Raw genomic sequence first — 13,074 nt, 5'->3', positions numbered from 1 at the left:
CGCGCAGGTCTCAGGTTGTAACTGGCGCTAGTTCCTGGCACAGGCGCACCGCTATACTGCCCGCCTGTCGGTACCTGATTTCTGGAGAGAAGAGCATGTTGCAACGCCTGTTGTTCGGTTTGATCACTGTGACCAGTTTGACCCTGGTTGGCTGCGCCAACAGCCCGCAACAACTGACCCCGGAACCGAAAATCACCACGCAGCTGGCGCCTGTGGGCCACGGCCAGCCGGTGTCGGTGCGTGTGGTGGATGGTCGTCCGTCGCCGACCCTCGGCTCTCGCGGTGGCCTGTACCCGGAAACCGCCCTGGTCTCGGTGAATGCCCAGGACGTACTGCCCAAGCTGCAGGCCCAGGCTGAAGCCGCCGTGCGTCTGCTGGGGTTCACCCCAAGCGCCAACGCACCGGGTGCGCCGCAGTTGACCATCACCCTGGCCGAACTGAAGTATCAGTCGCCTAAAGATGGCCTGTACGTGACCGAAGCGTCCATCGGCGCGACCTTCAAGTCCGATGTCAACGCCGGCACCCGTCGCTACAGCGGTCGTTACGGTGCGTCCCTGAACCAGCGCTTCGGCATGTCACCTAACCAGGAAACCAACACCAAGCTGGTCAGCGACGTCCTCAGCGACGCCTTGACCCGCCTGTTCAAGGACCCAAGCATCGGTTCGTTGCTCAGCTCGCAATAACCGATTCAGCAAAAAGCCGGGCCCAGTGATGAGCCCGGCTTTTTTTCGCCTCCAGTTTCACGCGGCGGTGTCGATACAGAAATCCAGCATGCTCACCCCCGTCAGCAGATCGGTCTCCGGCAGGTCTGCATGCTGGTGTCCGCCGAGGGCGCAATACACCAGCCAGTGGCGATCCTGGACGTTGAAGGCCAGGCTGCCAACCAGTGCTTCTTGCTCATCACTTTGGGTGATCAGGTACAGCCGATCCTGGTTTTGTGCGTGCAGCATGACAAGCTCCTAAGCGTCGAAGGGCAACAGAGTGGCTTGTTAAGGTGACGTTCAGGTGACGGCGTAAATTACTGGATACATTAGCCGTTAACGGGGGAGGGAGCATTTACGGCGCGGGAGGCCACTATCGTTCAGGTTTGTATCTGAACCGATACCAAGACACTGTCTTACTGAGGTTTGCGATGGCGCTGCCCGCACTACTGATCAATGTTCTGGCTTTACTAGTGGCCTGCACGGGGGCGGCGCTGCTGTTCATTACCCGCCTGCGCGAACAGCGCGCGATGGCCGACCTGACCGCGCAAGGCGAAGATCGCGCGATCGACCAGCCGATGTTGTTTCTGGATGTACGCACCGAACGGGCGCATCGTCTGGCTTACCGCATTGGGTTTGCCTGCCTGGGGTTGGCGTTGGTCACTTCCTGGCTCAGCACCCACCTCTGAAAACATCGCGAAACGAATGTGTGCGGGCTAGTGTGGGAGCTGGCTTGCCTGCGATAGCATCACCTCGGTGCGATTGATATACCGAGGTGCCTGCATCGCGGGCAAGCCCGGCTCCCCACACAAGCCAGATCCCACATGTTTGATCGGCGTTTAAAGAGGGATTCCAGCTTTTACGCGATACTGGTTGCGCACCGGCGTCGCATATTGCACCACCAGGAACGGTCGGTGTTCGGCCGGGCATTCGTTCAAGCGCCGCTCCCATTCCGTCTTCGCCTTGGCCAGCTCATCGGCCGGGAACACCTCGGCCGCTGTCGGCACCTGCAATTGCGGGTCCGCCTCGCTCCATTGAGCATAAGCCAGGTAATGCACCGGGAATAACCGATAACCACCGAGAATCTGCCGGTCCATTTCTGCGGCCAACACCTTGGTATCTTCGAAACGCTCAGTGATCGGCGGCGCGAAGTTGATGTGGACCCGGCCCTTGTAGCCTGTAATGCCAAGGGCAATGCTCACGTCATCCTCGCCCGGCGCCTTGCTGTAGGTGCCGGTGGTGGCGCGGATGTACAGCTCGCGGGCCTTGGCTGAGTCGCACGGGTCGTATTCGTAGCTGATGGACACCGGCGTCAGGTTCAACGACTGGATCACCTCGGCAAACGGCTCATCCTTGCGGCTGACATGGAACATCTTGAGGATCGCCGACTCGGTGCGATCATCCCCATCCTTGGCGCGCCCTTCGGCCTGGGCAATCCAGATCGACGCACCGTCGTTGCGGATCGAATGGTTGATATACGCCGACAGCAGCTGATACGCCGCCATCTTCTCCTTTCGCCCGGTGATCGAGCGGTGCACGATGAAGCTCTTGTTCAGGCGCATCAGGTCGCTGACGAACGGCTTTTGCAGCAGGTTGTCACCGATGGCGATGCGTGGCGTCGGCAGGCCGGCGTGGTACACGGCGTAATTGACGAAGGCCGGGTCCATCACGATATCGCGGTGGTTGGCCAGGAACAGGTAGGCCGTGCCGGACTTGAGCTGCTCGACGCCGGTGTAGGTCACGCCGTCGGTCGCCCGGTCGATGGTGTGGTCGACGTAGTACTCGACTTTGTCCTGCAGCGTAGCCACGGTGGTGACGCCGGCGAACTCACGGCGTAGTTTGCGGGCGATCATTGGCTTGAGCAGCCAGCCCAGGGCGCCGGCGAAGCGCGGGAAGCGGAAGTGGGTCAGGATGTCCAGAAAGGCCTTGTCACTGAACAGACGCGCCAGCACTGCCGGGACTTCGCTGTCGTTGTAAGGTCGGATGGTATCGAATTCGCCCATCATGCTCTCTTGTTAGAAACGGCTAGGGTAAGTAAAGGAAATACCAGGGTGCGGCCTGAGTAATGGGCTCAGCCGAAATATAACCCTGTAAATAGACCGGCGATTATACGCACAAGTCACCTTGGAGGCTGCGATGCTGGAAAACGCGACGTACGATTGTCCTTATTGTGGTGAAGTGGTTGAGACAACGGTGGACTTGTCCGGTGGTGACCAGACCTATATAGAAGACTGCCAGGTGTGTTGCCGGCCGATCATTTTCGATCTGCAGGTGCATGGGGAAGAGTGGATGCTCGAAACCCGAAGCGAAAACGAATAACGGATACATCCATGCAGCGAATCTACGAACCGGAAAACCTGATGGAAGGCGAGCTGCTGCAACAGATGCTCGCCAGTGAGGGTATCGAGTCGCATCTGGTGGGCCGTCATTTGCTCGGCGGCACTGGCGAATTGCCCATTTTCGGCCTGTTGGGGCTGGAGGTGGACAATGACCGGGCCATGGAGGCCCGCGAGCTGATTACCGCCTATATCGGTGCTCAGCCGGTGCCGGGTGACGAACCCGACAGCTTCCCCGACGTGCTGGTCTGTTAGGCTGTCGGTCGGTTTATCCAAGAGTCGTGTTGCCCCATGTGTGGACGTTATGCCCTGTTTCGCTGGAATTCCGCCTTTGCTGCCTTACCGGGCTTCCCGGCCGATCAGCAGGCGCAGTGGAACATCTCCCCGAATGATTCGGTGCTGATCCAGCGCGCCACCGCCGGCCAGCGCACCCTGGCCCGCGCCCGCTGGGGCCTTACGCCGCCGTGGTTGACCGATCTTTCGCGCACACCCGCCCATGCCCGCGCCGAAACCCTGGCCGAACAGCCTATGTTTCGCGAAGCGTTCCGCCAGCGCCGCTGCCTGCTGCCCGCGAATGGGTTCTACGAGTGGCGCGGTACGCAGCGCAAACGCCCGTACTGGCTGACGCCGGGGGAGGGTTCCACATTGTTTTTCGCCGCGATCTGGGAAGCGTATCCGGTGCAGGAGCAAGTGTGGCTGAGTACGGCGGTGGTGACCCAGGCTGCCCAGGCTCAGCGTCGCCCGCTGATTCTGGATGAGGCCGGGCAGGAGGCCTGGCTCAACCCCGAGACACCGTTGCATGTGTTGCAAGGTCTATTGGCCAGTGAACCCACCGCGTTGCGCGAGCGGGTCCTGGCCAACATGGTCAATGATCCCAAGCTCAATGGGCCGGAGTGCCTGACCCCGGCTTGAGCCTATTGGCTGTCTGTGGTCTTCACTGGCCTCTTCGCGAGCAAGCCCGCTCCCACATTTGGAATAGTGAATACAGTTAAATGTGGGAGCGGGCATGCTCGCGAAGGCGGCCTCAATACCGCCGCAAATCCCTAAACCTTGAACTGATTGATCAACCGCCGCTGCTGCTCCGCCAGCTTGGTCAAATCCGCACTGGCCGCGCTGGATTCATCCGCGCCGCCTGCCACTTCATTGGCCACCTGGCCGATATTGATCACATTGCGATTGATGTCCTCGGCCACCGCGCTCTGTTCCTCGGCGGCACTGGCGATCTGGGTGTTCATGTCGTTGATCACCGACACTGCCTGGGTGATCGTTTCCAGCGCTTCAGCCGCCTTGGCCGCGTGTTGCACGCTTTCATCGGTGCGGCTCTGGCTGTCCTCCATCACCCGCACCACGTCCCGGGTGCCTTGCTGCAACTGCTGGATCATGGTCTGGATTTCTTCGGTGGCCTTCTGGGTCTTCTGCGCCAGGTTGCGCACTTCGTCGGCGACCACGGCAAACCCACGGCCTTGCTCGCCGGCCCGCGCCGCCTCGATGGCGGCGTTGAGCGCCAGCAGGTTGGTCTGTTCGGCAATCCCGCGAATCGCGGTGAGGATGGCGTTGATGTTCTCGCTGTCCTTGGCCAGGGTTTGCACCACGCTCACCGCTTTGCCGATTTCTTCAGCCAGTGCGCCGATGGACGTGGAGGTGTCGCGCACAATGCGCATGCCTTGGCTCGCGGCTTGGTCGGCATGGCTGGCGGCTTGGGCGGCCTGGGTGGCGTTGCGTGCAACGTCTTGCGCAGTGGCGGTCATCTCATGCACGGCGGTGGCCACCTGATCGATTTCAACCATCTGCTTATGCACGCCCTGGTTGGTGCGGATCGCAATGTCGGCGGTGTGTTCCGATGAGTCGCTGACCTTCTGCACCGAACTCACCACCTGGGTGATCATGCCTTGCAGCTTGATCAAGAAGGTGTTGAAGCCGTTGGCGATCGCGCCCAGTTCATCGGCGCGGTCACTGGTCAGGCGCCGCGTCAGGTCGCCTTCGCCTTGGGCGATGTCATTGAGCATCGCGACCATTTGCTTGAGCGGGCGGGCGATGCCGTGGCCGACCAGCCAGATCACCAGCAAGCCGATACCGGCGATCAGCAGACCGGCGATGGTCATGCCGAAAATGTCGGTCTTGCGCTGGGCCTCCAGGTCGCTTTGCAGCTTCTGGGAATCGGCCATCACTGCGCTGAGCGGCAGTTGCAGCATCAGCGTCCAGCGTGCGTCGGCCTGGCCAATAGTGAACGGCAGGAACAGTTCGATATGCCCGTGTTCCTTGTCGATGTCGTAACGTACTTCACCGGCTTTCAACTGGTTGAGGTTGGTCAATTCGTTGCTGTCGAGCAGGTCACTGGCTTTTTCGCCGAGTTTGCTGGCGTCCTTGGTATAGGCCACCAGGCGGCCATTGCTGGAGATCAGCGCCATTTCACCGGCACCGTTGTAGAGCTTTTGATCGGCGCTGGTGAGCATGTCCTGGATGAAGTTCACCGACAGGTCGGCGCCGACGATGCCCTGGAACGCGCCGTCGATCATGATCGGCTCAATGAACGAAGCCAGCATCACCATTGCATTGCCCACCTTGTAAGGGGCGGGATCGATGGCGCAGGCTTTTTTGTTTTCCTTCGAGCACAGGTAGTACTCGCTGGCGCGCACGCCGGTGGAGAGGATGTTCTGGTCGTTGACGTCGGCGAGCTTGTCCAGGCCCAGGCTGCCATCGGCGTTGCGGTACCACCAAGGTAGGAAGCGTCCGTCGGCGGCCATGCCGACAATGGGGCTGTTCACGTAGGCCGCGTCGTTGTGGTCGATCGCGTTGGGCTCCCAGCCGATGTAGGCGCCGAGGATCTTCGGGTTGCGCACCACGGTTTCATGCAGCAGGTTGATCAGTTGCTCGCGGCTGACTTGCAGGGCCGGCTCGCCCTTGGCGTCTTTCATGCCGAGCAGGGCGTTGGCGGTGGCCAGGCTCTTGGCGGTCACCAGTGGTGCTTCCAGTTCGCGCTGGATCAAGGTGGCCTGGGTCTGCGCCAGGGCGGTCAGGCGCTGTTCGATAATCTGTTCGAATTGCACCTGGGTGCGATCCTGCACCATCTCTTGGGTCCGCGCTCCCGCAAACAAGGCGTACAGCACCAGCACCGCGACCACGCTCAGGACAATGGCCCCGGCCAATGCCGCGACAGAAAATTGGATCGACTTGAATTTCATGAAGGCTCCGGGCGCAGGGGAGATAGTCCGCCTTTTTGTATCGGCCACGGGCGTGCAGGGCATTAGGGGGTGTCCTGCAAAAATCTTCGGGGTGTCGCAAATGGAATGCCCGCCGCCGTTGTTGGGGCAGGTAGGGTGTATCCGAAATTCTTCGGTTACACGTCTGGTGTATCTGGCGCGGATACAAATGTGCGCCTACGATACGCGCCATGTTTTAAGGGCGTCTTTCAGGGAGAGTGTTGATGAAGAAATCATTGGTGGTAAGTGGGTTGGTGGCAGCGATGCTGCTGGCTGGGTGTCAGTCGGTCAACACCACCAGCGGCGGCGCCGTTGGGGTAGAGCGCAAGCAGTACATGTTCAGCATGCTGTCGAGCCAGGAAGTCGACCAGATGTATGCCCAGTCCTACCAACAGACGTTGGGCGAAGCCAGTAGCAAGGGCCAATTGGATAAGACCAGCGCCAACGCCAAGCGCGTGCAGGCCATCGCCAACCGCTTGATTGCCCAGGCGCCGACCTTTCGTGCGGATGCCGCACAGTGGAAGTGGGAAGTGAACCTGATCAAGAGCGACGAGATGAACGCCAACTGCGGGCCTGGCGGCAAGATCTTCGTGTACAGCGCGTTGATCGACAACCTCAAGCTCACCGATGACGAACTGGCTGCCGTGATGGGCCATGAAATCGCCCACGCCTTGCGTGAACACGGCCGTGAAGCCATGTCCAAGGCCTACGGGATCGAGATGGCGAAGCAGGGCGCCGGTGCATTGTTCGGCCTCGGCCAGGACAGTCTGGCACTGGCCGATACCGTGGCAAACTACGGCATGACCTTGCCCAACAGCCGCAGCAACGAAAACGAGGCAGACCTGATCGGCCTGGAACTGTCGGCCCGCGCCGGCTATAACCCGAACGCCGCCATTACGTTGTGGAACAAGATGGCTAAAGCCTCGGAAGGTGCACCGCCGGAGTTCATGAGTACTCACCCGGCCTCCGACAGCCGAATCGCCTCGTTGCAGGCGGCGATTCCGAAGGTGATGCCGCTGTACCAACAGGCCAAGAAATCCTGAGCCTAAAGATCTGGTGAAGGTCTAAATGGGGGAGCGGGCTTGCTCGCGAAGGCGTTGGATCAGTCAAATAATCAGTGACTGACACTCCGTATTCGCGAGCAAGCCCGCTCCCGCATTTGATTGGGTTTACAGATTTAGATCCAGCCACTGCTCTGCATGGCCTTGTACACCGCCACGATCGCCAGGATGAAGAACGCTGTTGCCGCCAGTCGACGAATCAAGGTCAACGGTAGTTTTTCCGCCGCAAAATTCCCCGCCAAGACCACCGGCACGTTGGCAATCAGCATGCCCAGGGTGGTGCCGATAATCACCAGCCACAACTCCGGATACTGCGCCGCCAGCATCACCGTGGCGATCTGCGTCTTGTCACCGATTTCCGCAAGGAAGAACGCGATCAGCGTGGTCAGGAACGGGCCGAATTTGCGCGTGGTGCTGGCTTCGTCATCGTCGAGTTTGTCCGGCACCAGGGTCCACAGCGCCGTGGCGCAGAAGCTCGCCGCGAGGATCCAGTGCAACACCGCATCCGAGAAGAAACTCCCAAACCAGGCCCCCACGGCACCGGCGGCCGCGTGGTTGGCCAGGGTCGCGGCAACGATGCCGGCGATGATCGGCCAGGGTTTGCGAAAGCGTGCGGCAAGGATGAGCGCGAGCAGTTGCGTCTTGTCGCCGATTTCGGCCAAGGCAACGATTGCGGTAGGAACGAGCAATGAATCCAGCATCAGGTAGGTTTCCAGGGGCGGGTCGACACGGCTATGACACGTACAGCCTTCCCGCCCCGGGTAAGGTGTGCGTGTCATAGGTCTTGTCAAACCCCGGTCCGTCTGTGCGGACTCCTGGGTCGCATACGCCATGGTCTGCTGACCAAGTATGTTGACGTATGCCGGACGAGCGTGGCGCTCGTGGGAGACTACTCCCCTAGGACGGAGCGGATTCTGCCTAGGCAAAATCCATTCGGCAAGCCTTCTTTTTCAAACGCCCGTCAGCCGCGCTTTGCACGGTAGATGCGGAAACCGTTGCCCTCGGCCTTGATCGCGCACACGCCCAAGTGCTCTTCGATCAGCGGTTGGTACTTCAGGAAACTGTTAGCGACCAAGCGCAGTTCGCCGCCTTTTGCCAGGTGTTTCGCCGCTTTTCGCAGCAAGTTTTCGGTGGCGAAATAGTCGGTGTGCACCCCGACATGGAACGGCGGGTTGCTTAAAATCGCGTTCAACCCCATCGGGGCCGCATCGATGCCATCACCGGTCAGCACCTCGGCTTCCAAGCCGTTAGCGGCCAGGGTCAGGCGGCTGCTGGCAGCGGCAAAGGCGTCCACATCTAGCATCGTCACTGTGTTGTGCGGGTAGCGACGTTTGACCGCCGCCCCCAGCACGCCAGCGCCGCAACCGAAATCCAACAGATGGCCGCTTGGCAGCTTGTCCAGGTGCTCCAGCAACAACTCGGTGCCGCGATCCAGTCGACCGTGGCTGAACACGCCCGGCAGGCTCAACACCTTCAGCGGACCTTCAGCCAGCGGCACCTCGAAGACCTGTGCCAGGCTTTCCAGCTCGACGGCTTGGGGCGCGTTGGCCACGGTGACCTGCCACAGCTGGCAATGCCGCGCGTTGTCGAGCTTGCGCGGTTTGCCGAAAGGGATCATCTGCTTGGCGGCGCTTTCGATGCCGGCTTTTTTCTCGCCGACCAGAAACAATTCGGCGCCGGGCAAGCGTGCAGCCACGGCGTTGAGCAGGTAGTCGGTGAGGTCCTTGGACTTGGGCAGGAAGATCACCGCCGCATCAAATGCGCGCTCCGGCACGTTCACACCAAAGTGGCTGCGCTCGGCGAAGCGTGCATCTAGCGCCGCCTGGTCGCCGGCATGCCAGCTCCAGCCGTGGGCGTTGGGCAGTCGGCCGAGCAGGTCGTCGGCAGGCAAGCCCACCAACAGCAGGTTGCCTTGAAAAAGTTCGGCCTGACGAAGCAGTACTTCACTGCGCGGATCCATGGTCTGCTCCTTGAAAAGGGGCGCAGTTTATCAACTGACGACGCGCAGCGGGGCCCCGTTGAAAAAGCCACGGGCGTTTTCCGCCAGTTGGCCGACGATGCGTTGGCGCGCTTCGCGGCTGCCCCAGGCGTTGTGCGGGGTGACGATCAGCCGCGGGATATCGCCGGCCAGCAGTGGGTTGCCATGCACCGGCGGTTCTACGCTCAGTACATCGGTCGCCGCGCCACCCAGGTGACCGCTGCGCAATGCATCGGCCAGGGCCTGTTCGTTGATCAAACCACCGCGTGCGGTGTTGACCACAAACGCGCCGGGCTTGAGCAGCGCCAGTTCACGGGCGCCGATAAAGTCGCGGGTGTGTTCGTTGAGTGGGCAGTGCAGGGTCAGCGCGTCCACCTGCGCCAGCAGTTCATCCAGCGGCACGCGGTCAGCGCGGGCCGGGCGTCCCGGAATAGCGCCGAGCAGGACACGCATGCCGAAGGCTTCAGCCAGTCGCGCGACTGCGCCGCCCAATTCACCGTGGCCGAGCAGGCCGAGGGTCTTGCCTTCCAGCTCGACAATCGGGTGGTCCAACAGGCAGAACTGTTTGGCCTCCTGCCACTTGCCGGCGCTGACATCCCGTTGATAATCCTTCAAGCGCGTCGCCAGGTTGAGCAACAGCATGATCGTGTGCTGCGCCACCGAAGGCGTGCCATAGCCCTGGCAGTTGCTCACGGTGATGCCATGGGCGCGGGCGGCTTCGAGGTCGACGTTATTGGTGCCGGTGGCTGACACCAGGATCAGCTTGAGCTCCGGGCAGGCCGCCAAGGTTGCTGTGTTGAGGGCGATTTTGTTGCTGATCACGACGTGGGCGCCTTGCACGCGTTCGATCACGTTCTGCGGCGTGGTGTCTGCAAACAATTGCAACTCGCTGAAGCTGTCTCGCAGCTCGCTGAGGTCGAGGTCCCCCAGGTCCAGGGAAGGGTGATCAAGAAAGACGGCGCGGCGATTGTTCGTCATCAACTGTACCTTTTGCGACAGGGTTCGAAGGCGTAATCTCCCGAGCCTATCAGATGAAATAATCAGTTACTTAATGGGAGTGAGCATGTACGCCGCCGAGTTTTTGACCGTAGCCCTGATTCACTTACTGGCGGTGGCCAGCCCCGGCCCGGATTTCGCGGTGGTGGTGCGTGAAAGTGTGACCCACGGCCGTCGCGCCGGGACCTGGACTGCACTGGGCGTCGGTTCGGCGATTTTCCTGCACGTGGGTTATTCGTTGCTCGGTATCGGCTTGATCGTGTCCCAGTCCATCGTGTTGTTCAACGCCCTGAAATGGGCCGCGGCCGCCTACCTGCTGTACATCGGCTTCAAGGCCCTGCGCGCGCAGCCGGCCAAGCCTGCCGCCGAGGGCGAGTTGCACCGCGAAGCGGGCGAACGCACCCCGCGAGGTGCCTTCACTGCCGGTTTCGTGACCAACGGCTTGAACCCCAAGGCCACGCTGTTCTTCCTGTCGTTGTTCACCGTGGTGATCAACCCGCACACACCGCTGGCGATCCAGGCTGGTTACGGCGTGTACCTGGCAGTGGCGACGGCGCTGTGGTTCTGTCTGGTGGCGATGCTGTTCAGCCAGCAGCGCGTGCGCGCTGGGTTTGCGCGGATGGGCCACTGGTTCGACCGCACCATGGGCGCTGTGCTGATTGCGATTGGCGTAAAACTGGCCTTCACCAGCATGAAGTAAACTCGAGTGAGCACCGCACAAATGTGGGAGCGGGCTTGCTCGCGAATGCGCTGTGACAGTCAACACATGCGTGACTGATCCACCGCATTCGCGAGCAAGCCCGCTCCCAAATTGGAGCTCGGTAAGGCTTCAATGCTGGCGCAAAGCTAGCATTCATTGGGGGCTGCAAATCATTCCTTTGGCTGATTTGGTTGAAACATAAGGTCTCTACAGTGCAGATCTTGAAGCCAAGACCGTGCAGTCATAAAAGGGATTCGTATGTTGCAGACCCGTGTTATCCCGCCCGCCGAAGGTGCGTACCAATATCCGCTGTTGATCAAACGCCTGTTGATGTCCGGCGCCCGTTACGAGAAGACCCGGGAAATCGTCTACCGCGACAAGCTGCGCTACACCTACCCGACCCTGATCGAACGCGTTGCCCGCCTGGCTAATGTGCTGACCGAGGCCGGCGTCAAGGCCGGTGATACCGTCGCGGTGATGGACTGGGACAGCCATCGCTACCTGGAATGCATGTTCGCCATCCCGATGATCGGCGCGGTGATCCACACCATCAACGTGCGCCTGTCGCCGGAACAGATCCTGTACACCATGAACCATGCCGAGGACCGCTTCGTGCTGGTCAACAGTGAGTTCGTGGGGCTTTACCAGGCGATTGCCGGGCACCTGACGACGGTCGACAAGACCCTGCTGCTCACCGACGGCGATTCCAAGACTGCCGAGCTGCCCAACCTGGTGGGCGAGTACGAAAGCCTGCTCGCCGCCGCCAGCCCGAAGTATGACTTCCAGGATTTCGACGAAAACTCCGTCGCCACCACCTTCTACACCACCGGCACCACCGGTAACCCCAAGGGTGTGTATTTCACCCACCGCCAGTTGGTGCTGCACACCATAGGTGTGGCGACCATCATGGGCAGCGTCGACAGCGTGCGATTGCTCGGCACCAACGACGTGTACATGCCGATCACGCCGATGTTCCACGTGCACGCCTGGGGCTTGCCGTATGTGGCGACCATGCTCGGCCTGAAGCAGGTCTACCCCGGTCGCTACGACCCGGAATACCTGGTGGAGCTATGGCGTAAGGAAAAGGTCACTTTCTCCCACTGCGTACCGACCATCCTGCAGATGGTGCTCAACGCCAAGGCCGCCCAAGGCGTGGATTTTGGCGGTTGGAAAATCGTCATCGGTGGCAGTGCCCTCAACCGTACGCTGTATGAGGCGGCAAAGGCCCGTGGGATTCAACTGACCGCCGCGTACGGCATGTCCGAGACCGGCCCGCTGGTGTCCTGCGCCCACCTCAACGAAGAACTGATGGCCGGCACCGAGGACGAGCGCATCACCTACCGCATCAAGGCCGGTGTGCCTGGGCCATTGGTGGAAGCGGCGATCATGGACGCTGAGGGTAACTTCCTGCCCGCCGACGGCGAGTCCCAGGGCGAGTTGGTCCTGCGCGCGCCGTGGCTGACCGAGGGTTATTACAACGAGCCGCAGAAGGGCGCCGAGCTGTGGGCGGGCGGCTGGATGCACACGGGCGACGTGGCCACCCTCGATGCATTTGGCGTGATCGATATTCGCGACCGCATCAAGGATGTGATCAAGACCGGCGGCGAGTGGATCTCCTCCCTGGCCCTCGAAGACCTGGTCAGCCGTCACCCGGCGGTACGCGAAGTAGCGGTGGTGGGCATTGCCGATCCGCAGTGGGGCGAGCGCCCGTTTGCCTTGCTGGTGGTGCGTGATGGCCATGTGATAGGAGCCCGCGAGCTCAAGGAACACCTCAAGCCGTTCGTGGAATTGGGCCATTTGAGCAAATGGGCGATTCCTAGCCAAATCGCCGTTGTTACGGAAATTCCCAAGACGAGTGTAGGAAAACTCGACAAAAAACGTATCCGTATCGACATCATTGAATGGCAGGCGAACAACAGCACCTTCCTGTCCACCCTCTGACCCTCCTCGCCGTGCCCGCTCGGGCACGGCAATGCTCTATCTGGCACCTTTACTTGTGATTTGCCGATTTTCAGCCATCCTTGCCGCGTCGGCCCTCGCCGACATGGCGAAAGGACTGTGGCAGACGGGTTGGTGATGCAAATCACACTTTAGAGGGATCA

The 13,074-nt window shown here is 60.9% G+C and carries 14 protein-coding genes, 1 pseudogene and 1 riboswitch; of the genes and pseudogenes, 8 read left to right on the top strand and 7 right to left on the bottom strand.

From position 1 onward, the window contains the following. The first annotated feature begins 95 nt into the window (after window positions 1-95). Window positions 96-683, top strand: coding sequence for a YajG family lipoprotein (locus tag AB4O08_RS07985; protein ID WP_010213084.1), 588 nt, complete (start codon window positions 96-98; stop codon window positions 681-683). 57 nt (window positions 684-740) lie between these two features. On the opposite strand, the gene AB4O08_RS07980 is transcribed toward AB4O08_RS07985, so the two are convergent. Continuing rightward, window positions 741-950, bottom strand: a complete 210-nt coding sequence (locus AB4O08_RS07980; protein ID WP_010213082.1) for a hypothetical protein — start codon at window positions 948-950, stop codon at window positions 741-743. Window positions 951-1,132: 182 nt separating this feature from the next. Here AB4O08_RS07980 and AB4O08_RS07975 point away from each other — a divergent pair, with 182 nt between their 5' ends. Beyond that, entirely contained in the window at window positions 1,133-1,390 is a 258-nt protein-coding gene (locus tag AB4O08_RS07975; RefSeq protein WP_010213081.1) for a hypothetical protein, read from the top strand. A 150-nt stretch (window positions 1,391-1,540) separates the two neighbouring features. On the opposite strand, the gene AB4O08_RS07970 is transcribed toward AB4O08_RS07975, so the two are convergent. Beyond that, window positions 1,541-2,704 carry a 1-acyl-sn-glycerol-3-phosphate acyltransferase gene (locus tag AB4O08_RS07970; protein WP_029529243.1) on the bottom strand — a complete coding sequence of 388 codons (1,164 nt, stop codon included), beginning with the start codon at window positions 2,702-2,704 and terminating at the stop codon, window positions 1,541-1,543. Between the two features lie 133 nt (window positions 2,705-2,837). Between AB4O08_RS07970 and AB4O08_RS07965 the strand changes: the two genes are divergently transcribed. From AB4O08_RS07965 to AB4O08_RS07955, 3 genes are read left to right on the top strand one after another with little or no spacing between them, the layout of a single operon-like run. Further along, a complete protein-coding gene (locus AB4O08_RS07965; RefSeq protein ID WP_010213079.1) occupies window positions 2,838-3,020 on the top strand; it encodes a CPXCG motif-containing cysteine-rich protein in 183 nt (60 codons plus the stop codon). A gap of 11 nt (window positions 3,021-3,031) precedes the next feature. Next, entirely contained in the window at window positions 3,032-3,292 is a 261-nt protein-coding gene (locus tag AB4O08_RS07960; protein ID WP_010213078.1) for a putative signal transducing protein, read from the top strand. A 36-nt stretch (window positions 3,293-3,328) separates the two neighbouring features. Beyond that, window positions 3,329-3,949 carry an SOS response-associated peptidase gene (locus AB4O08_RS07955; RefSeq protein ID WP_045791309.1) on the top strand — a complete coding sequence of 207 codons (621 nt, stop codon included), beginning with the start codon at window positions 3,329-3,331 and terminating at the stop codon, window positions 3,947-3,949. Window positions 3,950-4,080: 131 nt separating this feature from the next. Here the strand turns inward: AB4O08_RS07955 and AB4O08_RS07950 are convergent, their stop codons facing one another. Together AB4O08_RS07950 and AB4O08_RS07945 are read right to left on the bottom strand one after the other, a co-directional pair. Next, on the bottom strand, window positions 4,081-4,785 hold the full coding sequence (locus tag AB4O08_RS07950) for a methyl-accepting chemotaxis protein (protein WP_420865025.1): 705 nt from the start codon (window positions 4,783-4,785) through the stop codon (window positions 4,081-4,083). A gap of 201 nt (window positions 4,786-4,986) precedes the next feature. After that, a pseudogene (locus tag AB4O08_RS07945) lies at window positions 4,987-5,043 on the bottom strand (hypothetical protein); the annotation flags it as partial. Window positions 5,044-6,461: 1,418 nt separating this feature from the next. Between AB4O08_RS07945 and AB4O08_RS07940 the strand changes: the two are divergent. Then, window positions 6,462-7,280 (top strand): M48 family metallopeptidase, encoded by an 819-nt coding sequence (locus tag AB4O08_RS07940; RefSeq protein WP_010213075.1) that lies wholly within the window; start codon window positions 6,462-6,464, stop codon window positions 7,278-7,280. 134 nt (window positions 7,281-7,414) lie between these two features. On the opposite strand, the gene AB4O08_RS07935 is transcribed toward AB4O08_RS07940, so the two are convergent. The 3 genes from AB4O08_RS07935 to AB4O08_RS07925 form a co-directional block, all read right to left on the bottom strand. After that, window positions 7,415-7,999, bottom strand: a complete 585-nt coding sequence (locus tag AB4O08_RS07935) for a TMEM165/GDT1 family protein (protein ID WP_004372026.1) — start codon at window positions 7,997-7,999, stop codon at window positions 7,415-7,417. An 88-nt stretch (window positions 8,000-8,087) separates the two neighbouring features. After that, window positions 8,088-8,209: riboswitch (yybP-ykoY riboswitch) on the bottom strand. A gap of 50 nt (window positions 8,210-8,259) precedes the next feature. Next, the gene (locus AB4O08_RS07930) at window positions 8,260-9,258 is read right to left on the bottom strand and encodes a class I SAM-dependent methyltransferase (protein ID WP_106118884.1); all 999 of its coding nucleotides are present in this window, start codon (window positions 9,256-9,258) and stop codon (window positions 8,260-8,262) included. Between the two features lie 30 nt (window positions 9,259-9,288). Beyond that, on the bottom strand, window positions 9,289-10,254 hold the full coding sequence (locus tag AB4O08_RS07925; protein ID WP_010213068.1) for a 2-hydroxyacid dehydrogenase: 966 nt from the start codon (window positions 10,252-10,254) through the stop codon (window positions 9,289-9,291). An 85-nt stretch (window positions 10,255-10,339) separates the two neighbouring features. Here AB4O08_RS07925 and AB4O08_RS07920 point away from each other — a divergent pair, with 85 nt between their 5' ends. Together AB4O08_RS07920 and AB4O08_RS07915 are read left to right on the top strand one after the other, a co-directional pair. Then, window positions 10,340-10,972 (top strand): LysE family translocator, encoded by a 633-nt coding sequence (locus tag AB4O08_RS07920; protein ID WP_010213066.1) that lies wholly within the window; start codon window positions 10,340-10,342, stop codon window positions 10,970-10,972. A gap of 258 nt (window positions 10,973-11,230) precedes the next feature. Next, window positions 11,231-12,913, top strand: a complete 1,683-nt coding sequence (locus tag AB4O08_RS07915; RefSeq protein ID WP_010213065.1) for a fatty acid--CoA ligase — start codon at window positions 11,231-11,233, stop codon at window positions 12,911-12,913. Window positions 12,914-13,074: the final 161 nt, after the last annotated feature.

It is taken from the genome of Pseudomonas sp. H3_E07, from assembly GCF_054668895.1.
This window is presented reverse-complemented; position numbering and strand designations above follow the sequence as displayed.

What these genes read in the sequence shown, in the direction of transcription:
- AB4O08_RS07985 (WP_010213084.1), top strand. Translation starts at nt 96, where the DNA reads ATGTTGCAACGCCTGTTGTTCGGTTTGATCACTGTGACCAGTTTGACC.
- AB4O08_RS07925 (WP_010213068.1), bottom strand. Translation starts at nt 10,254, where the DNA reads ATGACGAACAATCGCCGCGCCGTCTTTCTTGATCACCCTTCCCTGGAC.
- AB4O08_RS07975 (WP_010213081.1), top strand. Translation starts at nt 1,133, where the DNA reads ATGGCGCTGCCCGCACTACTGATCAATGTTCTGGCTTTACTAGTGGCC.
- AB4O08_RS07940 (WP_010213075.1), top strand. Translation starts at nt 6,462, where the DNA reads ATGAAGAAATCATTGGTGGTAAGTGGGTTGGTGGCAGCGATGCTGCTG.
- AB4O08_RS07930 (WP_106118884.1), bottom strand. Translation starts at nt 9,258, where the DNA reads ATGGATCCGCGCAGTGAAGTACTGCTTCGTCAGGCCGAACTTTTTCAA.
- AB4O08_RS07915 (WP_010213065.1), top strand. Translation starts at nt 11,231, where the DNA reads ATGTTGCAGACCCGTGTTATCCCGCCCGCCGAAGGTGCGTACCAATAT.
- AB4O08_RS07920 (WP_010213066.1), top strand. Translation starts at nt 10,340, where the DNA reads ATGTACGCCGCCGAGTTTTTGACCGTAGCCCTGATTCACTTACTGGCG.
- AB4O08_RS07950 (WP_420865025.1), bottom strand. Translation starts at nt 4,785, where the DNA reads ATGACCGCCACTGCGCAAGACGTTGCACGCAACGCCACCCAGGCCGCC.
- AB4O08_RS07965 (WP_010213079.1), top strand. Translation starts at nt 2,838, where the DNA reads ATGCTGGAAAACGCGACGTACGATTGTCCTTATTGTGGTGAAGTGGTT.
- AB4O08_RS07955 (WP_045791309.1), top strand. Translation starts at nt 3,329, where the DNA reads ATGTGTGGACGTTATGCCCTGTTTCGCTGGAATTCCGCCTTTGCTGCC.
- AB4O08_RS07980 (WP_010213082.1), bottom strand. Translation starts at nt 950, where the DNA reads ATGCTGCACGCACAAAACCAGGATCGGCTGTACCTGATCACCCAAAGT.
- AB4O08_RS07935 (WP_004372026.1), bottom strand. Translation starts at nt 7,999, where the DNA reads ATGCTGGATTCATTGCTCGTTCCTACCGCAATCGTTGCCTTGGCCGAA.
- AB4O08_RS07970 (WP_029529243.1), bottom strand. Translation starts at nt 2,704, where the DNA reads ATGGGCGAATTCGATACCATCCGACCTTACAACGACAGCGAAGTCCCG.
- AB4O08_RS07960 (WP_010213078.1), top strand. Translation starts at nt 3,032, where the DNA reads ATGCAGCGAATCTACGAACCGGAAAACCTGATGGAAGGCGAGCTGCTG.